This window comes from Micromonospora sp. WMMA1923 (assembly GCF_049179195.1).
Classification (GTDB): Bacteria; Actinomycetota; Actinomycetes; order Mycobacteriales; family Micromonosporaceae; genus Micromonospora; species Micromonospora yangpuensis.
Window position 1 is genome coordinate 4810931 of record NZ_JBMHLZ010000001.1, and the last position, 24295, is coordinate 4835225.

A 24295-nucleotide genomic window follows, 5' to 3' on the forward strand; every position below is an offset into this window, starting at 1 on the left:
TCGACCGTAGGCGTTAAGCGGGGGCCCTTCCTTACTTCGGGGGTGGGGGGCGTTGGGTGCCGTAGAGCCAGGCGTCGAAGAGGTCGTCGAGCTGCTTGCCGGAGATCCGCTCGGCAAGCGCCACGAACTCGTCGGTGGTGGCGTTGCCGTCGCGCTTCTCCTCCGGCCAGGCCTTGAGGATCCGGAAGAAGGCGTCGTCGCCGACGGCCAGCCGCAGCGCGTGCACGGTCATCCCGCCGCGCTGGTAGACCGACTCGCTGAACAGGTTCTCCGGGCCGGGCCGGCCCGGCGGGGTGCGCCAGACCTGGGCGGACGCCCCGGCGTACCGGGCGTCGAAGGTCTGCTGCGCGCTGCGTCCGCCGTCGTGCTCCACCCAGAGCCACTCCGCGTAGGTGGCGAAGCCCTCGTTGAGCCAGATGTCGGACCACCTGGCCAGCGCCACGCTGTTGCCGAACCACTGGTGGGCCAGCTCGTGCGCGACGACCTCGGTGTTCTCGCCCCGGTTGAAGAAGCTCGCCCCGTACACCGGGCGGCTCTGTGTCTCCAGCGCGTAGCGGATCCGCTCGTCGGCGACGACCACCCCGCCGTACGCCTGCACCGGGTACGGCCCGAAGACGGTCTCCAGGTAGTCGGCGACCTCGACGGTGGCCGCGATCGACCGGTCGGGCGCGCCCTTGGGCAGCTTGGTGCTGACCGCGTGGTACACCGGGCGTCCCTTGTGTTCGCCGGTGGTCAGCCGGAATTTGCCGATCACCACCGTGCTCAGGTAGCTGGCCATCGGCACCCGCTCGGCCCACTTCCAGGTGGTCCAGCCGTCCGCGCTGGTCCTGCCCCCGGGCACGCCGTTGCTGACCGCGGTCAGCCCGTCCGGCACGGTGATCTCGAAGTCGTACGTCGCCTTGTCCGACGGGTGGTCGTTGACCGGGAACCAGGTGCTCGCCGACTCGGGCTGGCCGAGGGCGATGGCACCGTCGGAGGTGTGCAGCCAGCCACCCTCGCCGAGGACCTCGTTGTCGATCGGGGCCGGCTTGCCGTCGTAGCTGATCTCGGCGACGAAGCCGTTACCGGCGGTCAACCCGGTGGCCGGGGTGACGACCAGCTCGTTGTCGGTGCGGGAGTGCTTGGCCTCGGCACCGTCCACGGTCACCTTCCGGACCGTCAGGCCGGCCAGGTCGAGGTTGAACGCGGAGAGGTTGGCGCTGGCGGTGGCCTGCACGGTGGTGGTGCCGCTCAGCTCGTCCCGCGACGGGTCGTAGCGGACCCGCACGGTGTACTTCCCGACGTCGTACCCGCCGTTGCCGTACGTGGGGAAGTAGTCGTCGCCGGCCCCGGCGGCACCGGGTTCGAAGTCCCGCGACGCAGCCGACGAGGTGGTCGGGGCCGGTCGCTCGTCCTGCTCGGGGGCCGAGTCACAGCCGCTCAGGACGAGCGCGCCGACCAGCAGCAGGGCGCACCCGCGCTTCGCGGGTGCGTCGGGGCTGCCGTCCAGCCGTGGAACTCCCATCGAATCCTCCCCTGGCGGCACACCCGCGTCGGCGGTGACGTCGGTCCGGGTCAGCCTAGTGACCCCGGTGCCGGCTGCGGCGCGGGACCGGCCAGGCCGGGGCCGGTTTCCACCGGCAGCCGCCGGGTGCGGTGACGGAGCCGTCACGCGGCATAGTCGACGGTCCGATTCGTGGCAGTCGTCAGCATCCGTACCACCGGTGAACAGGCTTTCGTCAGGAAAGACAAAAGTTTGCTCCAATGGAGCCTTTCTTTTCGCAGCCGGCCGTGGCTATGGTCTGTCCCCAAGATGTAACGCGGACGCAACACTCTACTCGGACGCGCTACGACGACCTGGTTCACCGACCTGGTCGCCCCATCCCCCGGGGCGGCGAGCGTCCACCCGTGGCGGCGGCGTGGACCACCACCTTGTCAACCACATCGCGGACCGATGGTCCCCACCGGACACCTCCAGGGACCGGACGGCGCTCGGCGGCGCCTTCGACCTGTCCGCCGTACAGCTGCTGAACACCCCTCGACGGCTCCGGCCGTCACGGACGCTCGACGGCTCTGGCCGTCACGGAAGGTGCAGAAATGCCGGACCAGCCCGCTCACGACCCGTTCACCACAACCCCCGACGGCCGGCTCAGCCGCCGCCGGCTGCTGGCCGCCTCCGCCGGTGCCGCCGCCGCGATCGGCGCCGTCGGCCTGCCGGTCCTCGGCACCGCCGCCCCCGCCCTCGGCGCCGCCAAGGGCAGCGACCCGGACGCCGGCAGCAGCGGTCTGCGGGCCGCGCCGCTGATCCCGCCGACCAACCGGGGCATCATCCTCTACTCGGTGCGGGACCGGATCTCCGCCGCACCTGACGACAGCGGCGTGCCGTACGGCTTCGAGCGGGTCCTCGCCCGGCTGGCCGAGATCGGCTACAAGGAGATCGAGTTCGCCGGCTTCAACCAGAGCACCGAGATCCTGGGCCGGCAGATCACCCCGGCCGAGATCCGCAAGATCCTGGACGACAACGGCCTGGTCGCCAACGGCTGCCACACCTCCATCAACGCGACCAGCTTCCAGCAGCAGCTCGACATCGCCGAGACGCTGGGCATGAAGAACATCGGCACCGGCAGCGCCCCGACCAACAGCGCCTACAAGGCCGACTGGGACGCCGCCGCCGACGTCTGGAACGAGCTGGGCCGCCAGGCCAAGGCCCGGGGCATGCGGCTGTACACGCACAACCACGACGCGGAGTACAGCTTCCTGCTCGACGCCGGCCCCCGGGACTCCTCGGGCCGCCAGACCCGGTCCTCCGGCATCCGCCGGCTGGAGTACTTCTTCGGCCAGACCGACCCGCGCTACGTCTTCTTCGAGCTGGACATCTACTGGGCCTACGTGGCCCGGTTCAAGCACACCAAGTTCATCAACGCGAACGGGGTGGAGAAGACCAGCCTCTTCGACCCGATCCTCAACGTGGCCGACCGGACCAAGCGGTTCCCGCTGTTCCACGCCAAGGACGGCGACCGCCGTACCGACCTGGCCAACGGGTACGAGATGACGCCGCTCGGCGACGGCGACATCAACTTCCAGCAGTTCTTCCAGACCATCGGCGAGCGGCACTTCCACCACGCCAACTGGGAGATGGACACCGCCCCGGGCGGTACCGAGAACCGGGGTCAGTCGCTGGACTTCGCGGCCAAGAGCTACGAGAACATGGCCGACCTGAGCATCTACCTGCAGAAGTGACGTCCCGGCGGGGGTCGGCGCACGCCGGCCCCCGCCCGGGTGACCGGTCGGCCCAGCCACCGGTACGGATCCGCGCCGTCGGCGGCACGCGTGGGTCCTGTCCCGTGCCGCACGGCGGCGGCACCGAACCACACCCCGTGCCGCACGGCGGCGGCACCGAACCCCATCCGAGGTTCACCCCTCTCGCACCCGCGCCACCGGCGGTATCGCCGGTGATCCCGCGCGCCTGCCGACCCCCGGAGGAACCATGAAACACACGACCGGCCGACGATGGCTCGCCATCGCCGCTGGGTTCATGCTCACCGCCTCACTCGTCCCGCCCAACGCCGCCGCCGCCAACCCGGAGGCCGCCACGCCGCCGGAGGACATGGTCGCCGCCGAGAACGGCCCGGCCGCGCTCCGCTCCGACGTCCGGCAGCCGGCAGAGGACTTCCAGGTCCTGGTCTTCACCAAGACCGCCGGTGAGCGTCGCGCGTCCATCAAGGACGGCTCGCTCCTGCTGCGCAACCTGGGCAAGAACAACGGCTTCACCACCACGGTGAGCGAGGACGCCGCCCTCTTCACCACCGAGGAGCTGAACAAGTACCGCGCGGTGGTCTTCCTCAACACCACCGGTGACATCCTGAACTCCACGCAGGAAGCGGCGTTCGAGGAGTACATCAAGACCGGTGGTGGCTTCGTCGGCGTACACGCCGCCGCCGAGACCGAGCCTGACTGGGAGTTCTACCAGAACCTCGTCGGGGCCAAGGCCACCGGCGCGTCGGCGGTCGCCGAGGCGCTGATCGACGTCGACGACCGGGCGCACCCGGCCACCGAGACGCTCCCGCGCCAGCTCCAGCACACCGACCGGTGGTACAACTTCTCCGCCAACGTCCGGGGCAAGGCACACGTGCTGGCCACCGTCGACGAGAAGAGCTACACCGGTGGCTCGATGGGCTTCGACCACCCGATCACCTGGTGCCAGGACTACCAGGGCGGACGCTCGTTCTACACCGGGCTCGGCCACACCCCCGAGACCTACCGGTACAACCCGTTCCGCAAGCAGATCCTCGGCGGCATCCGCTGGGCCGCCGGCGTGGTCGAGGGCGACTGCGGTGCCACCGTGTACGGCAACTACGAGAAGGTCGTCCTCAACGACCAGCCCGGCGAGCCGATGAACCTGTCGGTGCTGCCCGACGGCCGGGTGCTGCACAGCACCCGTGGCGGTGAGGTCCGGCTCTACGACCCGGCCACCGGCGCCAGCCCGGTGATCACCACCATCCCGGTGTACACCCACGACGAGGACGGTCTCCAGTACGTCACCATCGGTCCGGACTTCGCCAAGGACAAGTGGGTCTACATCTACTACGCGCCCAAGATCCCGGGCACGAACGAGGGCACCGCGCCGGCCACCTCCGACGATCCGACGACCTGGGACCCGTACAAGGGCTACAACCAGCTCTCCCGGGTCAAGTGGGTGGAGGACCCGACCCCGCGCCTCGACCTGACCACCGAGCAGCAGATCCTGCGGGTGGACACCGACCGGGGCGCCTGCTGCCACGTCGCCGGTGAGATCAAGTTCGACGGCAAGGGCCTGCTGTACCTGGTCACCGGTGACGACACCAACGCCAGCGGATCGGACCAGTACTCCCCGATCCTGGAGATGCCCACCCAGGGCCCGGCGTACGACGCCCAGCGCTCCTCGGCCAACACCAACGACCTGCGCGGCAAGGTCATCCGGATCAAGATGAAGGACGACGGGACGTACAGCATCCCGCGCGGCAACCTCTTCCCGCCGGGCACCGAGAAGACCCGCCCGGAGATCTTCCTGATGGGTCTGCGCAACCCGTTCCGGTTCGACGTCTCCGCCGAGGGCTTCCTGTACATCGGCGACTACTCCCCGGACGCCCGGCTCCCCAACCCGGACCGTGGCCCGGAGGGCACCGGCCGGTGGATCGCCACCAACAAGGCGGGCAACTACGGCTGGCCGTACTGCAACAGCCCGGACCTGCCGTACATCGACTTCGACTTCGCCACCCGTACCCCCAAGGGCGCCTTCGACTGCGCCGCGCCGATCAACGACTCGCCGCGCAACACGGGTCTGCGGGAGCTGCCGAAGGTCGAGCCGGTGCAGTTCTGGTACACCTTCAACGCCACCACCCCGTGCCCCGAGGCGTACCTGCAGACCCCGGCCCAGGCCTGTGACTTCAAGTGGCCGGTGATCGGCACCGGCGGCGTCGGCCCGATGGGCGGGCCGATCTACTCCTACGACAAGGACCTGGAGTCCGAGGTCAAGTTCCCCGAGTACTACGACAACGCCGTGGTCTTCGGTGAGTTCACCCGCGACAAGATCTACATGATGCGGACCAACGGCCGGGACCGGCTGTTCGACGTGGAGGAGTTCCTCCCGGGCGTCGTCTTCGACAACCCGATGGACATGGAGTTCGGTCCGGACGGCTCGCTCTACGTCCTGGAGTACGGCGACGGCTTCTTCCGGGCCAACCCGGACGCCGCGCTCTCGGTGGTCCGGTACGTCAAGGGCACCCGGGCCCCGGTGGCCGATCTCGAGGCCAGCCCGACCTCGGGTCAGGCCCCGCTGACGGTGAACTTCGACGCGACCGAGAGCTACGACCCGGACCCGGGTGAGTCGATCTCCTACGCCTGGGACTTCACCAGCGACGGCACTGTCGACTCGGCCGACCCGGTCACCTCGTTCACCTACACCCAGAACGGCACCTACACGGCCCGCCTGACGGTGACCGACTCCAGCGGCAAGACCGCGGTGCTGACCCGGCAGATCACGGTCGGCAACACCGCGCCCACGGTGACGGTCACCTCGCCGGTGTCGGGCAGCTTCTTCTCCTGGGGTGACGACATCCCGTTCGTGGTCACCGTCACCGACCCGGAGGACGGCGAGATCGACTGCAGCCGGGTCACCGTCACCTTCGTCCTCGGCCACGACGACCACGGCCACCCGGACGGCTCCACCACCGGCTGCACCGGCACCATCCCCAGCCCGGCCGACGGCGCCGACCACGCCGGTGGTTACCTGTACGGCGGAATCAGCGCCTCCTACACCGACCTCGGTGGCGGCGGCCAGGGCGCGTTGACCGAGGTGGGTCAGGCGATCGTCCAGACCAACCGTCAGCAGGCCGAGTTCGCCCAGATCAAGCAGGGCGTCACGCTGGCCAACACCAACGACACCGGTGGTGGGCAGCACGTCAACGGGATCGACCCGGGCGACCACATCGCCTTCCGGCCGATCAACCTGGGTGACGTCAACTCCGTGACGCTGCGCCACTCCGGTGGCTCGGCCGCCACCGCCGGCCAGCCCCGGGCCGCGGTGGAGCTGCGGCTCGACGCGCCGGACGGGCCGCTGGTCGGCTCGGCGACGCTGAACGCGACGGCGGGTAACAACGCGTTCGTCGAGACCAACGTCGCGGTGGACCAGCCGACCGGATCGCACACGCTGTACCTGGTCTTCCGCAGTGTCGAGGGCGGACCGACCAGTGCCCTGTTCAACCTGAACTGGGTCAACTTCAACGAGGGCTGATCCTCCTGAGGTAAGCCGCAAAGAGCCGGCCCCGCCGAAAGGCGGGGCCGGCTCCTTCGTGTCGCGGTCCGCCCGGCCGACGCCCGGCGGACCTGCGGTCAGCGGTCCAGGACCAGGCTGACCTTCTGGAACTCCTTCAGGTCGCGGTAGCCGCACTTGGCCATCGCCCGCCGGACCGCGCCGAAGAGGTTGAGCTGGCCGTCCGGCTCGTCGGCCGGGCCGAAGAGCACCCGCTCCATCTCCCCGAGCGGCTCACCGGCCACCTCGAACGCACCCCGGGGCAGCGACGGGTGGCTGGCCGCCGAGTGCCACCAGGCACCACCGGCCGGGGCCTCCGCGCAGAGCGACAACGGCTCACCGAGCATCACGGCGTCGGCGCCGCAGCCGAGCGCCTTGGCGATGTCGCCGGAGGTCCGCAGGTCACCGTCGGCGATCAGGTGGACGTACCGACCACCGGTCTCGTCGAGGTAGTCCCGGCGGGCCGCCGCCGCGTCGGCGATCGCGGTGGCCATCGGCACCCGGATGCCGAGCACCGACTCGGTGGTGGACCACTCGTCGCCGCCGATGCCGATGATCACCCCGGCCGCGCCGGTCCGCATCAGGTGCAGCGCGGTCTTGTAGTCGGTGCAGCCGCCGACGATGACCGGCAGGTCCAGGTCGGCGATGAACTCCTTGAGGTTCAGCGGCTCGTCGGTGGTGGAGACGTGCTCGGCGGAGACCAGGGTGCCCTGGATGACCAGGATGTCCACGCCGGCGTCCAGGATCACCGGGGCCAGGGCCAGGGTGTGCTGCGGGGAGACCCGGACGGCGACCGTACCGCCACCGGCCCGCAGCTCGCGGACCCGCTCGGCGATCAGGTCGGGGCGGATCGGCTCGGCGTAGACCTCCTGGAGGCGCTTGGTGGCGCGGGCCTCCTCGTCGAGGCCGGCCAGCTCCTCCAGCACCTTGGTCGGGTTCTCGTACCGGGTCCAGAGCCCTTCGACGTTGAGTACGCCGAGCCCGCCGAGCTGGCCGAGCCGGACCGCCGAGGCCGGGCTCATCGTCGCGTCCGAGGGGTGCCCGACACAGGGGATGCCGAACGGGTACGCGTCGAGCTGCCAGGCGGTGGAGACGTCGTCGACGTCCCTGGTACGCCGGCTCGGCACGATGGCGATGTCGTCCAGGTGGTAACCGCGCTGCGCGGTCTTGCCCAGCCCGATCTCGACCACGTCACGCATGGGGACTCCAGGTGGTTGGGGGTGGTGGGGTCAGCGGGTGTGGTAGTTGGGCGCCTCGACGGTCATCTGGATGTCGTGCGGGTGGCTCTCCTTGAGCCCGGCCGCGGTGATCCGGATGAGCTGGCCCCGGGTGTGCAGGTCGGGAAGGTTCTCCGCGCCGGCGTACCCCATGGCGAGCCGCAGCCCGCCGATGAGCTGGTGGGCCACCCGGGACAGCGGTCCCCGGTAGGGCACCTGGCCCTCCACGCCCTCCGGGACCAGCTTGTCGTCGCTGAGCACGTCCTGCTGGAAGTAGCGGTCCTTCGAGTAGGACTTGGCCTGGCCCCGGGACTGCATCGCGCCGAGCGAGCCCATCCCCCGGTACGCCTTGTACTGCTTGCCGTTGACGAAGATCAGCTCGCCGGGGCTCTCCTCGCAGCCGGCCAGCAGGCTGCCGAGCATCACCGTGTCCGCCCCGGCCACCAGGGCCTTGGCGATGTCGCCGGAGTACTGGATGCCGCCGTCGGCGATGACCGGCACGCCGGCCGGGCGGGCGGCGCGGGCCGCCTCCATGATCGCGGTGATCTGCGGCACGCCGACCCCGGCGACGATCCGGGTGGTGCAGATGGCCCCCGGGCCGACACCTACCTTCACCCCGTCAGCCCCCGCGTCGACCAGGGCCTTGGCCCCGGCGTAGGTGGCCACGTTGCCGCCGACGATGTCGATCGTGACGTCCTTCTTGAGCTGGCGGACCATCTCCAGCACCGCCCGCTGGTGGCCGTGCGCGGTGTCCACGATGAGCACGTCCACGCCCGCGTCGACCAGGGCCCGGGCCCGCTTGTACGCGTCCTCGCCGACCCCGATCGCGGCGGCGACCCGCAGCCGGCCGGCGTCGTCCTTGCTGGCCTCCGGGTACTGCTCGCTCTTGGTGAAGTCCTTGACCGTGATCAGCCCGCGCAGCCGACCCGAGTCGTCGACGATCGGCAGCTTCTCCACCTTGTGCTGGCGCAGCAGGGCCAGCGCCTCGTCCTTGCTCACCCCGACCGGGGCGGTGACCAGCGGCGTCCGGGTCATGATCTGGTGGACCGGGGTGGCCGGCTCGGAGACGAACCGCATGTCGCGGTTGGTGACGATGCCGACCAGCTGCCCCTCACCGTCGACCACCGGCACACCGGAGATGCGGTACCGCCCGCAGAGCTGGTCGACCTCGGCCAGCGTGTCGTCGGGGCTGGCCGTCACCGGGTTGGTGATCATGCCGGACTCGGAGCGCTTGACCAGGTCGACCTGGAGCGCCTGGTCCTCCAGGGAAAGGTTGCGGTGCAGCACGCCGATGCCGCCCTGCCGGGCCATCGCGATGGCCATCCGCGCCTCGGTGACCGTGTCCATCGCGCTGGACAGCAGCGGCACGGTGAGCCGCACGTTGCGGGTGAGCCGGGTGACCGTGTTGACCCGGCTGGGCACCACGTCCGACTCGCCCGGCTGCAACAACACGTCGTCGAAGGTCAGCCCGAGCGGCACCACCCGCGCCGACCCGGCGGGCAGCTCCGGAAGATGGCCGCCCAGCTCGCCTCGATCGGCGTCGGCCGGAAGATCGGTGCTGGGCGAATTCTCCACGATTGCTCCCCTGAGCTGCTCGAACGGGCTTCAGCGAGGTGGCGCGCGGGCGGTACGGGCCCGCAGCGGCGGCGACACGTCGGTTCATCGTACCCAGTGACCTGCGGGCCCCGGGCCGGCGGCGGGGTGCCGGCACTCCACGTCGCCGTACCTGCCCGGGGAGAGCATCGAGCCGAGGTTGGGTCTACGGTGAGGAGGTGCACGAGGAGCCCATCGACCCGTTCAACGGCGACCCGGCCGATCCCGCTGCCGGGCTGCACGATCCGGGCGACGACGCCCCGCTCGACCCGCTGACCGAGGTCGAGCGGCAGGACGTGCTGGAGGACCTGGCCGACCTGGAGATCTACCAGGCGCTGCTGGCGCCGATCGGGGTCCGTGGGCTGGTCATCGAGTGCGAGGACTGCCGCGAGCCGCACTACTTCGACTGGGACCTGCTCCGGGGCAACCTGCGGCACCTGCTCAGCTCGGGCCGGCCCCGGGTGCACGAGCCGGCGTTCGACCCCGACCCGGACCACTACGTCACCTGGGACTACGCCCGGGGCTACGCCGACGGCGTGCACGACACGTTGACCGAGGGCACCGACGACGAGCCGGAGAGCACCGACTGATCCGTCCCGGCCCGGCCGACGGTGAGCTGAGCCGCCCTCGCGGGCTGTGGGGCTGAGCCGCCCCGGCCGACCGTGGGCTGACAGCGCCCCCCGGTTGACAGTGTCCGCCGGGTGACGGGTGTCCGCAGGGTGACGGGTGTCCGCCGGGTGACGGGTGTCCGCCGGGTGACGGGTGTCCGCCGGGTGACGGTTTGCGGCCGTTGTCGGGTCAGGCGACCAGGCCGGCACGGAAGCCGGCGGCCACCGCATGGGCCCGGTCCCGGGCACCCAGCTTGCGGAACAGCCGGCGGGCGTGGGTCTTCACGGTGTCCTCGGAGACGAACAGCTCCCGGCCGATCTCGGCGTTGCTCTTGCCCTCGGCCATGCCGAAGAGCACCTGCAGCTCCCGCTCGGTGAGCCCCACCGGGTTCCGGGCCGTCCGCCCCGTCGACCCGGGCCGCTGCCGGCTTGGCGTCGCCTCCCCCTGGGTGCCCTCCTCGGCGGCCTCGCCCTCGTCGTCCCCCCGCTGCACGGGTACCACGCCGGGGCTGCCGGCCGGGTTCTCACCCGGCCTCGACTGGGTAGGCCCGGTGCCGGCAGCCGGCGGCGGCGCGGCCGTCGGGCCCCGGCCGTCGACCCGGGTCGAGCCGCCGACGGTCGCGGTGTCCCGGACCGGATCGGTCACCCGGCTACGGGTCGCCCGACCAGGTACGGAGAGCAGCAGCAACGCCTTGGTCACCGCGCTGGTCAGATCGTGGTCGGTGCCCTGGATCAGGCCCCGGGCTCCGGCGCTGATGGTGGCCGCCGCCGCCTCCGCCTCCTCGGCACCGAGCAGCAGCACGGCGGCCTGCGGGGCACGGGCGAGCACCCGGCGGACGAAGCCGGCGCTGTCCGGTCGGGTAAGCGCCGTGTCGGCCAACACCACGTCCGCCGGCCGCTCGGCGAGCCGCAGCATCGCCTCGGAATCGGAGACGGCGGTCCGGACGATCGAGGTCAGGCCGAGACGCGCCGCGGCGGCGATCAGATGCTGGGCGGCGAGCGGTGTCCGAACGCACACGAGAACGGTACGCACTGTGTCTCCTCTCCGCACACGAGCAGACCATGGCGGGGTCGCCTCGGGAGGAGGTTCCCGGCAATCCTCCCAACTTTTCGGACTTATCGGTCATATGCCGCAAGTCGTTTCGGGTTTTCGATCACAGACGTGTGAGTGGTGAGTCATTCGGGTACCGGTGGTGTCAAGCCGGGGACGGTGCGCCAGCGCGGCCCGCCGCCCGGGGCCCGGCAGAAGGAACGCGCGGTGCCGCGCGGAAGGAGGGGTGCTGATGTCCAACGTACGTAGACTGCCCGGACCCATCGTCGATCTGTGGGACTGGCAGCGACTCGGCTCCTGCCGAGGACGGGACAGCGCCCAGTTCTTCCACCCCGACGGTGAACGTGGCTCGTCCCGCCTGCGGCGCGAGTCCGGTGCCAAGTCGGTCTGCCGGGCCTGCCCGGTCCGCGCCGAGTGCGCCGCGCACGCCCTGTCGGTGCGCGAGCCGTACGGCGTCTGGGGCGGGTTCAGCGAGTCCGAGCGGCTGCGCCTGCTCGCGATGGGCTGGGAGGACCTGGCCGACCGCCGGCACGCGCGGGTCGACGTCGCCCGGCTGGAGGCCCGCCTCGGCAGCGCCCACAAGTCGACCGTGCCGGCCCAGGCCACGCTGCCCGGCCAGTCCTCGCTCGCCAACGCGGCACCGCTGCCGGGCCCGACCCCACTGCCCAACCAGGCCACGCTGCCCAACCAGGCCAACCTGTCAGGCCAGGCCACCGTGCCCAGCCAGCGCAGCGTCGCCTGACCGACCACCCACCCGCCCCACCTGTAAGGAAGGGCACCTTGTTAACGCCTTCGGTAGAGAAGGGAACCCCTCTCACCGCAGGCCGTTAACAAGGGGCCCTTCCTTGCGTCCAGGGTTGCCGGCGCTGGACTCGGTCCGAACCCACCCCGCCCGTCCGGTGGCGGGTGACGCCTGCCAGGATCCGGCGGATGCGGATCGACATCGCGGCACCAGACCTGCTCTGGGCACGTTGGGGCGCGCTCGCCGCCGCCCTGACCGCCCTCGGCCACCCCGATGTGTACTGGTGTGACGCCGACGGCGCCCACCATGACGACCACGGCGGCAACTGGGCCCGGTTGGTGCTCGTCGAGGGTGGCCGGGCGGTCCTCTTCGGCTACGACCACGAGTACAGCGACACCGCCGGCCTGAGTCCACCCCTGGACCTGCTCGCCGGGGCGCCCGGCTGGCTGCCCTGGCCGGAGCTGGTCCGGCACGCCGCCGACGACCAGCTCGGCTACGTCTACTGGTACGACGGCGGCCACTGGTCCCGGGTGCCGTACCCCGAGTCGCAGGTGGCCGACGGCCTGCCGGAGACCGCCGGTGCCGTCCTCGACGATGCCCGCGCCCGGCAGGAACTGGGCGAAGTGGTCTTCTCCTGGGGCGGTCACCAGCCGGCGGACCTCCCGACGGAGCGGGCCGAGGTGGCGGTGGCGGCCGGTCGCCTGCTCGACGCCGCTGCCGGCGGCGTACTCGACGGGGTGGTGCTGGCCGGGCTACTCGGCCGGATCGATCCGACCGGCCCGGCTGACGGCGGACCTGGGGCGACCGGCCCGGCCGACAGCGGACCTGGGGCGACCAGCCCGGCCGACAGCGGACCTGGGGCGACCGGCGGGGTTGACCTGGCCGCCGGTCTCGCGGTGGCCGCCCGCGCCGGGCTCCGGGCGGACGGTGTCCGGCCGGTGGTGCCGGCGGCGGCCGGGCCTCCACCCCGGCGGATCCGGCGGCTCAGCGAGGACCAGCACGACCGCCTGGTATGGACGGCGATGCGGCAGGCCGAGGAGACCCCCCGCCCGGTCCCCGCGCCCACCCTGGAGCTGACCGCGCTGATCGAATGGGCCCGCGATCGCGCCCCGTCCACGCTGTCCTTCCAGGTCACCGACACCTCACTGAGCCAGCACCGGGACGGGGCGACACCCGCTGGCCGGCCCGGCGACGACGACTGGGCGGCCTTCCGAAAGGCCGGTGACCTGGTCCGTCGGCTCCGGCAGGCCGAGGCCGACCCGGCGTACGGCTGCTGGATCTTCCTCCGCGTCGCCGCCAGCGCCGACGGGGTCACCGTGACCCGGTGCTACGACTCGTGGCCCCGCTGGATCCCGCACGAGGACCGGGGCGGGCCCTGGCGCAGCCACCTGCGACCCGAGGTGGAGCGTCGGGCGGCGGCCTACCGACCGGCCTGGTCGGTGCTGCTGGATCCGGAGGTCGCCTACCTCGGCCCGCCGCCGCCCTTCGACACACTCCCCGTCGACTGAACCGGCCAGCCGCCCCGCTACTCGGCCGGGCTTGTCGGCCGGCCTGGTTCGGCGGCCTGGTTCGGCGGCCTGGCCCATCGGCCTGGCCCATCGGCCCGGCCCGGCGCTTGGTCCGTCCGCGTCGGTTGGTCCGTCGGTTGGTCAGCGCCCGCCGGCTGGCCTGGCCGGTTGGCCTGCCCGTCGCTCGGACCGTCCGCGTCGGCTGGTCCCTCGGATGGTTCGTCGGCTGGTCCGTCGGATGGTCAGCGGACGGTCACCCGGACCGTGTGCCAGCCGGTGGCCCCGTCCGGGGCGACCGGCCGGCGACGCTCGGTCTGGGTCTCCCCGGCGCTGTCGGTGGCCCGTACCTGCAGGGTGTGCTCGCCCACGGTGGCCGTCCAGCGCCACGACCACTGCACCCAGGTGTCCACCGACACGGCCGGGGCCAGCTCCGCCTCCTGCCACTGACCCTCGTCGAGGCGTACCTCCACCCGGCTGATGCCCCGGTGCTGCGCCCAGGCCACCCCCGCCACCGTCACCTGTCCGGCGGTAAGCCGGTTGCGCGGGCGGGGCGTGTCGATGCGCGACTGGGTCTTCACCGGCCCCTGCGCCGACCAGCCCCGCGGCACCCAGTACGCGTCGAAGTCGGCGAAACTGGTCAGCTCCAGCTCGGTGACCCACTTGCAGGCCGAGACGTAGCCGTACAGGCCCGGCACCACCATCCGGACCGGAAAGCCGTGCTCGACCGGCAACGGCTCGCCGTTCATCCCCACCGCCAGCAGCGCGTCCCGCCCGTCGCGCAGCACCGCGGTCGGGGTGCCGCAGGTCCATCCGTCGACCGAGCGCCCCACCACCTGGTCCGCACCCTGCTCCGGTTGCGCCTCGTCGAGCAGCTCCCGGATCGGCACCCCGAGCCACCGGGCGTTGCCGACCAGGTCCCCACCCACCTCGTTGGAGACGCAGGCCAGGGTGACGTACCGCTCGACCATCGGTCGGGCCAGCAACTCGGCGAAGCTCAACTCGATCGGGTTGCGGACCCGGCCGTGGATACGCAGCCGCCAGGTGTCCGGGTCGACCTGCGGCACCACCAGCGCGGTGTCGATCCGGTAGAACCCGATGTTCGGCGTGACGTAGGGGGCGAGTTGCGGCACCGACAGGTCCGCTCCCGCCGGTACCGCCGGCGCGGGCCCCACCGGCGCCGGTAGCACCACCGCCGCCCGGGCCTCCGACACCCCCCGCTGGCCGGCCAGCCACCGCCCGGCGAGCCCACCGACGGTCGCCGTGCCGATCAGCCAGCCCGCCCCGGTGAGGAAACGCCGCCGCCCCTCCACCGACATTCCCGCCGGGGCGGCCGGGGTCGCCGCGTCCGGTGGGGGTGCTGTCGCCGGTGACGAGGCCATCGCCGGTGGAGGTGTCGCCGTCGGTGACGATGTCGCCGCAGGTGGAGGTGCTGTCGCCGGTGGGGGTGCTGTCGCCGGTGGGGACCAGGGCCAGGGGTCGGGTTGCAGCGGGCCGGCGATCAGCAGCCAGAGCGCCAGCGCGCCGAGCCCGCCGCCGAGCAACGACGGCAGCGCGTCGGCCGGGCCCGCACCGGCCCGGGTCACCGCCGCGCCCACGCCGAGGGCGGCGAACACCCCGATGCCGGCGAGGCCGGCCACCAACCACCGGACCGCCAACACCCCGATCAGCGCGGCGAAGACGCCGAGCAACAGCGCCGTCCCCACCAACAGAGCGATCTTGTCGTACGTGCCGAAGAGCGCGATGCCGAACTGTTTCGCCGGCTCAGGGACGTGGTCCACCACCAGGCCCCCGACCGCGACCAGCGGAGCCGACCGGGGACCGGTGACCACCGCCACCAGTTCCGCCGAGCCGATCGCCACGACGGCGGCGGTGATCCCGGCCAGGGCCGCGTACCCGCGGGAGATGACAGTCACCCGACCGAGTCTGACCCACACTCCGCCGAGCGTCGACTCCCCGGAACGGCCGGTGATGACCCGCTCGCCCCGGTCACCGCGCCCCTGGTCCGCAACCGACCAGATTCTGGCCCATCCGAGAGCTGGACCAGGCAGCGGCCGACCCGGCCCGGTGAGAGCCGCCCTGATCCGTCGAACGCCCCGACCCCCGCCGTCGTTTCGCGGCTGAGGCGCGTTGCTGTCTCCGTACCCGACCGGCTTGGAGATCTTGGACACTTACCGTTCTATTTGGACGGTAAGTGTCCAAGATTCACCTCGGGGCCCGCTTCGGGCGGTGACGAGGGTACGTGCGTCGGTGGGGTGGCCGGGCAATAGAGCGGTTCTGCACTGATTTGCCCCTTTTTTACGCTTATGGGGTCTCTGCGCAACAAGAGTGACCTGGAAGAAGCCGGCCGCTGGAGGGGCACTTTGCTTCCAAGATCTTTGCACCGCCCGCCCGCGGTGCAAGGAAGGGCCCCTTCCTAACCGGATGAGCGTTAAGAAGGGGCCCTTCCTTGCACCTGCGGCGGGTGTTGGGTGCCGGGGTGCGGGTGGATCAGAAGCCGGGGCCGTGCTGGTGGCCGTGGCCGTGCGAGTGGCCGTGGCCACCGGCGGCGGCCGGCTCGGCCTTCTCCGGCTTCTCCACGACCAGGCTCTCGGTGGTCAGCAGCAGCCCGGCGATCGAGGCGGCGTTGGTCACCGCGTTGCGGGTCACCTTCACCGGGTCGATGATGCCGGACTTGGCCAGGTCGACGTAGGAGCCGTTGGCGGCGTCGAGACCCTGGCCCCACTTCTCGCCGACGACCTTCTGCACCACGACGTAACCGTCCTGGCCGGCGTTCTGCGCGATCCAGCGCAGCGGCTCGACCAGCGACTTGCGCACGATCGAGACACCGACCTTCTCGTCACCGGTGAAGCCGAGGTCGTCGTCGAGCACCGGCAGGATCTGCGCGAGCGCGGCACCGCCGCCGGGCACCGTACCCTCCTCGACCGCGGCCTTGGTCGCGGCGATGGCGTCCTCGATGCGGTGCTTGCGCTCCTTCATCTCGACCTCGGTCGCCGCACCCACCTTGATGACCGCGATACCGCCGGAGAGCTTCGCCAGCCGCTCGCCCAGCTTCTCCCGGTCCCAGTCGGAGTCCGAGGCCTCGATCTCCTTGCGGATCTGGGCGACCCGGTCGCTGACCTCGCTGGACTGGCCGCCACCATCGACGATGGTGGTGGTCTCCTTGTCGACCACGATGCGCCGGGCGGAGCCGAGCGCCTCCAGGCCGACCTGGTCCAGCTTGTAGCCCAGCTCGGGGGCGACCAGCTCGGCACCGGTGGCGATCGCCAGGTCCTGGAGCATCGCCTTGCGGCGGTCGCCGAACCCGGGGGCCTTGACCGCGCAGACCTTGACGGTCTTGCGGATGGCGTTGACCACCAGGGTGGAGAGCGCCTGCCCGTCGACGTCCTCGGCGATGATCAGCAGCGGCTTGCTGTCGGAGAGGACCTTCTCCAGCAGCGGCAGCAGCTCCTCGATCGCGGAGATCTTCTGCGTGGTGATCAGGATGTACGCGTCCTCCAGAACGGACTCCTGCGACTCCGCGTCGGTGACGAAGTTGGGCGAGATGAAGCCCTTGTCGAACTGGAGCCCCTCGGTGACGTCCAGCTCGGTGTGCAGGGCGGAGCCCTCCTCGACGGTGATGACACCGTCGCGGCCGACCCGCTCCATCGCCTCGGCGATCAGCTCACCGATGGTGGAGTCCTGCGCGGAGATGGTCGCGACGTGTGCGATCGACTTCTTGTCGTCGACCTCCACGGCCCGCTCCAGCAGCGCCTCGGAGACCTTCTGGGCGGCAGCGTCGACGCCACGCTTGAGCCCGATCGGGTTGGCCCCGGCGGTCACGTTGCGCAGACCCTCGCGGATCATCGCCTGCGCCAGCACGGTCGCGGTGGTGGTCCCGTCGCCGGCGACGTCGTTGGTCTTGGTCGCCACCTCCTTGACCAGCTGCGCGCCCAGGTTCTCGTACGGGTTGGTGAGCTCGATCTCCTTGGCGATGGTCACACCATCGTTGGTGATCGTCGGCGCACCGAATTTCTTGTCCAGGACGACGTTGCGCCCGCGCGGGCCGAGAGTGACCTTGACCGCGTCAGCGAGGGCGTTGACACCGTGCTCCAGCAGGTGTCGGGCGTCGTCCGAGAAGCTCAGGATCTTCGCCATGAATGTCCCTTCGAAGCGTGCTGCCCCGGCCCGGCGAGCCGGACCGGGGCAGCGACACTGATTCGGTTGGTTACTTCTCGATGACCGCGAGGACGTCGCGGGCGGAGAGCACCAGGTACTCCTCGCCGGCGTACTTGACCTCGGTGCCGCCGTACTTGGAGTAGAGGACGGTGTCGCCGACCTGCACGTCAACCGGGATCCGGTTGCCGCTGTCGTCGACCCGGCCCGGGCCGACGGCCCGGACGACGCCCTCCTGGGGCTTCTCCTTGGCGGTGTCGGGGATCACGATGCCGGACGCCGTCGTGGTCTCGGCCTCGTTCGCCTGGACCACGATGCGGTCCTCGAGCGGCTTGATCGCAACCTTGGTCGCGGTAGTCACGGGCATACCCTCCTGGGGTATTGGTTTCGTAGCCGGTCGAGAATCCGACCAGCGTCAATCTGCCTCATGCCACCGGGCGGGACCGTCGTCGCGGGTGCCGGTCCGCCTGGCGTGAGCACCCGTGCCGGGAAGGCCCGGGAGCTGGCACCCTCATGGCGAGAGTGCTAATCGCAGGTTATTCCTCGGCTAGCACTCCGTCAAGGAGAGTGCCAATCCGCCACGGTCGTGTCCGCCACTGTTCCCCCGCCGGCCACCCGCTGCGGAGATCCGAGGACCGGGCCCGGCAACGGTGGGAATCGGCGACGGCCGGCTCGGCGGTCATGGGACAGCCCGCGACAATGGCCGGGTGGATCTGGAACAGCTCGCCGCGCTGCGTACCCCCGAGGGGTCGGCGGCACTGGCCACGGCCGCGCGACTGGCCGGCGGTGACCCGCTGCGCGCGGCGGGTGCGCTGCGGGCCACCGGCGTACCCGCCGGGTTGGCCGCCGCCGCGCTGACCCAGGCGGAGCTGCGCCGCCGGGCGGTCGGCAAGTTCGGCCCGGTCGCCGCCGGGATGTTCTTCACCCGGGCCGGTCTGGAGCAGGCCACCCGGTCGGTAGTCGCCCGACGACGGGCCGAACGGTTACGGGCCGTCGGGGTGGACACCCTGGCCGATCTGGGGTGCGGCCTCGGTGCCGACGCACTCGCCGCCGCCCGTGCCGGCATCCGGGTGTACGGCGTGGAGGCCGACCCGCTCACCGCCGCGCTGGCCGCCGCCAACGCCGAGGCCGCCGGGCTGGCCGACCTGTTCACCGTGACCTGCGGCGACGCCACCGCCTTCGACGTGTCCGGGGTGGACGCGGTCTTCTGCGACCCGGCCCGTCGGCGGGCCGGCACCGGCCGACGGATCTTCGACCCGAACTCCTACTCGCCGCCCTGGGACTTCGTCACCGGTCTGGCGCACCGGGTGCCGAACACGGTGGTCAAGGTGGCCCCCGGCCTCGACCACGCGCTGATCCCGGCCGACGCGGAGGCGGAGTGGGTGAGCGTCGACGGCGACCTGGTCGAGGCCGCCCTCTGGTGTGGCCCGCTGGCCCACCTCCCCCGCCGCGCCACCCTGCTGGGTAAGGAAGGGCCCCCTGTTAACGCATACGGTCGAGAAGGGCACCCTTCTCACCCCAGCGAGCGCGAGGCCGCGCGGCAGCACGGCGGGGGCGAGGCGGCGCGGCAGCACGGCGGGGGCGAGGCGGCGCGGCAGCACGGCGGGGGCGAGGCGGCGCGGCAGCACGGCGGGGGCGAGGCGGCGCGGCAGCACGGCGGGGGCGAGGCCGCGCGGCAGACGGTGCACCAGTTGGGCGGTAGCGGCATGGCGGAGGCGGCGGTCGGGCCGGTACGGCGGTTCCTCTACGACCCGGACCCGGCGGTGGTCCGCGCCCACCTGGTCGCCGAACTCGGCGCCGAACTGGATGCCACGCTGGCTGACCCGAGCATCGCCTACCTGTACGCCGACACCGCCACGGTGACCCCGTTCGCCCGCTGCCTGGAGGTGACCGACGTGCTGCCGTTCTCGTTGAAACGGCTGCGTGCGCTGCTGCGGGAGCGACGGGTCGGCCGGGTGGAGATCCTGAAGCGTGGTTCCGCGTTGGAGCCGGAGCAGCTCCGCCGCGATCTGCGGCTCACCGGGGACCAGCCGGCGAGCCTGGTGTTGACCCGGGTGGCAGGTGCCCCGACCACCCTGTTGTGCCGCCCAGTGACCTGACCGGCGACCCAGGGTTGATCGCGCCGGGATGACATCCATGCTGCCCTTCCCATCACTCCCGGGATGGCGCACCCCCGGCTTTGATCCACTCGGTTGGGACGACATGGCGGTATCCGGGCCCGGCTGACCCCGCCATATCGCCCCAACCGAGTGGATCAACCGGCCACGCCACCCGCCGGGCGCGCCACCCGCCGGGCGGGTCGATCGAGGCGGAATCGGCGAGCGGCGGCAGGTCCACCGGTCTAGCCTGTCGGGCATGGCGGGACAGGGCACCCCGGCGACGGCGCTGCTGACCCGGCGGCGGATCGCTCACCGCACCCACGCGTACCGGGTCGCGCCGGATGCGCCGAACTACGGCGCGGTGGTCGCGCGGGCCCTCGGGGTGCCACCGGAGCGCCTGTTCAAGACCCTGGTCACCGAGGTCGACGGCGCGCTGGTGGTGGCGGTCGTACCGGTCACCGGCGAGCTGAGCCTCAAGGCCCTCGCGGCGGCGGTGGGCGGCAAGCGGGCCGGGCTGGCCGAGCGTACGGTCGCCGAGCGGGCCACCGGTTACGTGCGTGGCGGGATCAGTCCGCTCGGCCAACGCAGGCAGCTGCCCACGGTGGTGGACTCCTCCGCGCTGACCTTCGACACGGTCTACGTCAGTGCCGGCCGGCGCGGGCTGCAACTCGAACTCGCCCCCGCCGACCTGGTCGCCCTCACCGGGGCCACCATCGCCCCGCTCGGCTGACCGTCGCCCAGGGCCACCAACGCCCCGCCCGGCTGACCGTCGCCCAGGGCCACCAACGCCCCGCCGGGCAGCCGGGCAGCCGCCAGCGCCCCGCCGTGAAGCCGGGCAGCCGCCAGCGCCCCGCCCGGCAGCCAGGCAGCCGCCAGCGCCCCGCCCGGCAGCCGGGCAGCCGGCAACGCCCCGCCCGGCAGCCATCTACACCCCGCTCAGCTGACCGCAGCCGAGGCCGCCAGCGCCCCACGGCATGGCCCCCACGCTCCGGCCGGCCCGGTCGGGGGCCTGAGCAGGGCGCCGCGACGCCGGGAGCGACCCGGTTAGCTGGGTGGTTTCCGGGGCACGGCGGTGGCGTTGCTGAATTGTTACCGCCGCCAACAAATTCATGACCTCGGCGGTCTTGTGCGTGACGTGTGACGCGAAATACGTTGCCGGACACAACAAACCACACCCGGCAACCCCACCCCCGAAAGGAACCCCGCAGATGCGCAGAGGGATCCTCACCATCGCCGCCGTGGGCCTACTCGCCACCGGCGGTCTCACCGCCTGTGGCGACGACTCCGGCGACACCGAGGCCGGCGGCAACGAGAAGAAGCCGAAGATCGGCGTGATCCTGCCGGACAGCAAGTCCTCCGCCCGCTGGGAAACCGCAGACCGCAAGTTCCTCCAGGCCGCCTTCGAGGCCGCCGGTGTTGATTACGACATCCAGAACGCGCAGAACGACAAGAACGCCTTCCAGACCATCGCCGACCAGATGATCACGCAGGGGGCGACCGCCCTGATGATCGTCAACCTGGACTCCGGCACCGGCAAGGCCGTGCTGGACAAGGCCAAGGCGCAGGGCGTGGCGACCATCGACTACGACCGGCTCACCCTGGGCGGCTCCGCGCAGTACTACGTCAGCTTCGACAACGAGGCCGTCGGCAAGCTCCAGGGTGAGGGCCTGAGCAAGTGCCTGGCCGACCAGGGCACCAAGAACCCGGTCATCGCCTACCTGAACGGCTCGCCTACCGACAACAACGCCACCCTGTTCAAGAACGGGTACGACTCGGTGCTCAAGCCGAAGTTCGACTCCAAGGAGTTCGTCAAGGGCCCCGAGCAGTCGGTGCCGGACTGGGACCCGGCCCAGGCGACCACGCTGTTCGAGCAGATGCTGACCCAGACCAGCGGCAAGATCGACGGGGTGCTCAGCGCCAACGACGGCCTCGGCAACGCGGCCATCTCGGTGCTGAAGAAGAACAAGCTCAACGGCAAGGTGCCGGTGACCGGCCAGGACGCCGACCTGCAGGGTCTGCAGAACATCCTCGCCGGCGACCAGTGCATGACCGTCTACAAGGCGGTCAAGCAGGAGGCCGACGCCGCGGCCGAGCTGGCCATCGCGGTGGCCAAGGGTGAGCGGAAGGAGACCGGGCAGACGGTCAAGGACCCGGAGAGCGGTCGGGACGTTCCCGCCCGGCTGCTGGAGCCGAAGCTGATCTACAAGGAGAACGTCAAGGACGTGGTGGCCGACGGCTACGTCGAGAAGGACAAGCTCTGCGCCGACTCGTACGCCAAGCTCTGCGCCGACGCCGGCATCAGCTGACCGTACGCCCAGCCTCGCACCGAGGCTGACCGTACGCCCAGCCTCGTACCGGGGCTGACCACCCTTCGACGCAGCGCCGCCCGGCACGGTCACCCCGTGCCGGGCGGCGCCCCGCCGGAGGGCTCTGGAAGACCTCCCCTCCGTGACGAAGGAGACCCCCGTGTCCGCGACCCCCCTGCTGGAGCTACGCGGGATCGACAAGAGCTTCGGTCCCGTCCAGGTCCTGCGTGACGTCGCCCTCTCCGCCCACGCCGGGGAGGTGACCGCACTGGTCGGCGACAACGGCGCCGGTAAGTCCACGCTTGTCAAGTGCATCAGCGGCATCTACCCCACCGACGCCGGCGAGTTCCTCTTCGACGGCCGGCCGGTGAGCATCAACAGCCCTCGGGACGCCGCCGGGCTGGGCATCGAGGTCGTGTACCAGGATCTCGCGCTCTGCGACAACCTCGACATCGTGCAGAACATGTTCCTCGGTCGGGAGAAGCACAGCGGTCTGGTGCTCGACGAGCCGACCATGGAACAGATGGCCGCCGAGACCCTCGCCGGACTGAGCGTCCGGACGGTCAAGTCACTGCGTCAGCACGTCTCCAGCCTCTCCGGCGGGCAGCGGCAGACCGTGGCGATCGCCAAGGCGGTGCTCTGGAACAGCAGGTTGGTGGTCCTGGACGAGCCGACCGCGGCGCTCGGCGTGGCGCAGACCGCCCAGGTGCTGGAGCTGGTCCGCCGGCTGGCCGACAACGGCCTGGCCGTGGTGCTCATCTCGCACAACATGAACGACGTCTTCGCCGTCTCCGACCGGATCGCCGCGCTCTACCTCGGCCAGATGGTCGCCCAGGTCAGGACCACCGACATCACCCACTCCCAGGTGGTCGAACTGATCACCGCCGGCCGCTCCGGCAACCTCGGGCTCACCGCCGACGCGGCCCCGGGCGGCAACGGCACCGGCGCCCAGCCCGTCGCCACGAACCCAGGAGCCACGCGATGACCACCACCGTCGTCAAGCAGGAAGGCCCGGCGGCGGTCACCCCCGCACCGACCGTCGGCGCCCACGTCCGCAACTACCTGAGCCGGGTACGCGGTGGCGACATCGGCGCGCTGCCCGCCGTACTCGGGTTGGTGGTGCTCTGCACCGTCTTCTCGATCATGCGTCCCACCTTCCTCACCGCGGGCAACTTCGCGAACCTCTTCACCCAGGGCGCGGCGGTCACCCTGATCGCGATGGGGCTGGTCTTCGTCCTGCTGCTCGGTGAGATCGACCTCTCCGCCGGCTTCGCCAGCGGGGTCTGCGCGGCGATCCTGGCAAACGTCGCTACCGTGCTCGGCTACCCCTGGTACGTGGCGGCGCTGGCCGCCGTCGCCACCGGCGTGGTGATCGGCACCGTCCTCGGCTTCCTGGTCTCCAAGATCGGGATCCCGTCCTTCGTGGTCACCCTCGCCGGCTTCCTGGCCTTCCAGGGCATCGTGCTGCTCCTGATCGACCAGGGCAGCAACATCGCGGTACGCGACGACGTGCTGCTCGCCATCGCCAACCGCAACCTCACCCCGCTGCTCGGCTGGGTGCTGTTCGCGGTGGCGGTCGCCGGGTACGCGGCGGTGCAGCTCAACCGGTACCGCAGCCGGGCCGCCCGGGGTCTGGTCACCGACCCGATGCCGGTGGTGCTCGCCCGGATCGGGTCGGTGGCGCTGGTCCTCGGCATCGCCGTGTTCATCCTCAACCAGGAGCGCAGCCGCAACGTCCTGGTCACCTCGCTCAAGGGCGTGCCGATCGTGGTACCGATCATCGCGGTGCTGCTGATCTTCTGGACCTTCGTGCTCCAGCGCACCAGCTACGGGCGGCACGTCTACGCCGTCGGTGGCAACAAGGAGGCGGCGCGCCGGGCCGGCATCAACGTGGACCGGATCCGGATCTCGGTCTTCATGATCTGCTCCGGGATGGCCGCCGTCGGCGGTATCGTGGCCGCGAGCCGGGCCAACTCGGTCGACCCCAACACCGGCGGAAGCAACGTGCTGCTCTACGCCGTCGGCGCGGCGGTGATCGGCGGCACCAGCCTCTTCGGTGGCAAGGGCCGGGTGCTCGACGCGGTGCTCGGCGGTGCGGTGGTCGCCGTCATCGACAACGGCATGGGTCTGCTGGGCTACAGCGCCGGGACGAAGTACGTGGTGACCGGGGTGGTGCTGCTGCTCGCCGCGAGCGTCGACGCGCTGTCGCGGCGCCGCTCGGCCGCCACCGGCACCCGCTGACCACCGGCG

14 protein-coding genes and 5 pseudogenes are annotated in these 24295 nt (G+C 71.4%); 11 read left to right on the plus strand and 8 right to left on the minus strand.

Annotation, left to right across the window (positions count from 1 at the left end; translation table 11 throughout):
- Positions 1 to 31: 31 nt before the first annotated feature.
- Positions 32 to 1504: a M1 family metallopeptidase gene (locus tag ACN28G_RS21720; RefSeq protein ID WP_421480229.1), complete on the minus strand. Its 1473-nt coding sequence runs from the start codon at positions 1502 to 1504 to the stop codon at positions 32 to 34.
- Between the two features lie 572 nt (positions 1505 to 2076).
- Here ACN28G_RS21720 and ACN28G_RS21725 point away from each other — a divergent pair.
- Together ACN28G_RS21725 and ACN28G_RS21730 are read left to right on the plus strand one after the other, a co-directional pair.
- A complete protein-coding gene (locus tag ACN28G_RS21725) occupies positions 2077 to 3219 on the plus strand; it encodes a sugar phosphate isomerase/epimerase family protein (RefSeq protein WP_091443737.1) in 1143 nt (380 codons plus the stop codon).
- Positions 3220 to 3466: 247 nt separating this feature from the next.
- Positions 3467 to 6751: a ThuA domain-containing protein gene (locus ACN28G_RS21730; protein ID WP_091443739.1), complete on the plus strand. Its 3285-nt coding sequence runs from the start codon at positions 3467 to 3469 to the stop codon at positions 6749 to 6751.
- A gap of 98 nt (positions 6752 to 6849) precedes the next feature.
- Here ACN28G_RS21730 and ACN28G_RS21735 read toward each other — a convergent pair whose 3' ends face one another.
- Together ACN28G_RS21735 and guaB are read right to left on the minus strand one after the other, a co-directional pair.
- Entirely contained in the window at positions 6850 to 7968 is a 1119-nt protein-coding gene (locus tag ACN28G_RS21735; RefSeq protein WP_091443742.1) for a GuaB3 family IMP dehydrogenase-related protein, read from the minus strand.
- A 30-nt stretch (positions 7969 to 7998) separates the two neighbouring features.
- A complete protein-coding gene (guaB, locus tag ACN28G_RS21740; RefSeq protein WP_091443745.1) occupies positions 7999 to 9561 on the minus strand; it encodes an IMP dehydrogenase in 1563 nt (520 codons plus the stop codon).
- A gap of 197 nt (positions 9562 to 9758) precedes the next feature.
- Between guaB and ACN28G_RS21745 the strand changes: the two genes are divergently transcribed.
- Positions 9759 to 10169 carry a DUF5319 domain-containing protein gene (locus tag ACN28G_RS21745; RefSeq protein WP_091443749.1) on the plus strand — a complete coding sequence of 137 codons (411 nt, stop codon included), beginning with the start codon at positions 9759 to 9761 and terminating at the stop codon, positions 10167 to 10169.
- A 208-nt stretch (positions 10170 to 10377) separates the two neighbouring features.
- Here the strand turns inward: ACN28G_RS21745 and ACN28G_RS21750 are convergent.
- Positions 10378 to 10581 (minus strand): annotated as a pseudogene (locus ACN28G_RS21750) (response regulator transcription factor); the annotation flags it as partial.
- Positions 10582 to 10784: 203 nt separating this feature from the next.
- Positions 10785 to 11220 (minus strand): annotated as a pseudogene (locus ACN28G_RS21755) (helix-turn-helix transcriptional regulator); the annotation flags it as partial.
- 250 nt (positions 11221 to 11470) lie between these two features.
- On the opposite strand from ACN28G_RS21755, the pseudogene ACN28G_RS21760 reads away from it, so the two are divergent.
- Together ACN28G_RS21760 and ACN28G_RS21765 are read left to right on the plus strand one after the other, a co-directional pair.
- Positions 11471 to 11848, plus strand: a pseudogene (locus tag ACN28G_RS21760) (WhiB family transcriptional regulator); the annotation flags it as partial.
- A 320-nt stretch (positions 11849 to 12168) separates the two neighbouring features.
- Entirely contained in the window at positions 12169 to 13488 is a 1320-nt protein-coding gene (locus tag ACN28G_RS21765) for a hypothetical protein (RefSeq protein ID WP_421480230.1), read from the plus strand.
- A gap of 242 nt (positions 13489 to 13730) precedes the next feature.
- Here ACN28G_RS21765 and ACN28G_RS21770 read toward each other — a convergent pair whose 3' ends face one another.
- The 3 genes from ACN28G_RS21770 to groES all read right to left on the minus strand — a co-directional run bounded on the left by ACN28G_RS21770 (position 13731) and on the right by groES (position 18007).
- The gene (locus tag ACN28G_RS21770; protein WP_421480231.1) at positions 13731 to 15401 is read right to left on the minus strand and encodes a molybdopterin-dependent oxidoreductase; all 1671 of its coding nucleotides are present in this window, start codon (positions 15399 to 15401) and stop codon (positions 13731 to 13733) included.
- 574 nt (positions 15402 to 15975) lie between these two features.
- Complete coding sequence (gene groL, locus ACN28G_RS21775; protein ID WP_091443772.1) at positions 15976 to 17622, minus strand: chaperonin GroEL; 1647 nt, start codon at positions 17620 to 17622, stop codon at positions 15976 to 15978.
- 70 nt (positions 17623 to 17692) lie between these two features.
- Complete coding sequence (gene groES, locus ACN28G_RS21780; RefSeq protein WP_091443775.1) at positions 17693 to 18007, minus strand: co-chaperone GroES; 315 nt, start codon at positions 18005 to 18007, stop codon at positions 17693 to 17695.
- 340 nt (positions 18008 to 18347) lie between these two features.
- On the opposite strand from groES, the pseudogene ACN28G_RS21785 reads away from it, so the two are divergent.
- From ACN28G_RS21785 to ACN28G_RS21810, 6 genes and pseudogenes are all read left to right on the plus strand, one after another.
- Positions 18348 to 19166 (plus strand): annotated as a pseudogene (locus ACN28G_RS21785) (methyltransferase domain-containing protein); the annotation flags it as partial.
- 357 nt (positions 19167 to 19523) lie between these two features.
- Positions 19524 to 19739 (plus strand): annotated as a pseudogene (locus ACN28G_RS21790) (THUMP-like domain-containing protein); the annotation flags it as partial.
- Between the two features lie 256 nt (positions 19740 to 19995).
- Positions 19996 to 20469 carry a Cys-tRNA(Pro) deacylase gene (gene ybaK, locus ACN28G_RS21795; protein ID WP_091443781.1) on the plus strand — a complete coding sequence of 158 codons (474 nt, stop codon included), beginning with the start codon at positions 19996 to 19998 and terminating at the stop codon, positions 20467 to 20469.
- A gap of 478 nt (positions 20470 to 20947) precedes the next feature.
- Complete coding sequence (locus tag ACN28G_RS21800) at positions 20948 to 22045, plus strand: sugar ABC transporter substrate-binding protein (protein ID WP_091443784.1); 1098 nt, start codon at positions 20948 to 20950, stop codon at positions 22043 to 22045.
- 160 nt (positions 22046 to 22205) lie between these two features.
- Complete coding sequence (locus ACN28G_RS21805; RefSeq protein ID WP_091443788.1) at positions 22206 to 23030, plus strand: ATP-binding cassette domain-containing protein; 825 nt, start codon at positions 22206 to 22208, stop codon at positions 23028 to 23030.
- Positions 23027 to 24286: a sugar ABC transporter permease gene (locus tag ACN28G_RS21810; protein WP_421480232.1), complete on the plus strand. Its 1260-nt coding sequence runs from the start codon at positions 23027 to 23029 to the stop codon at positions 24284 to 24286. Before ACN28G_RS21805 ends, ACN28G_RS21810 begins: the two co-directional genes overlap by 4 nt.
- The last annotated feature ends 9 nt before the right edge of the window (positions 24287 to 24295 follow it).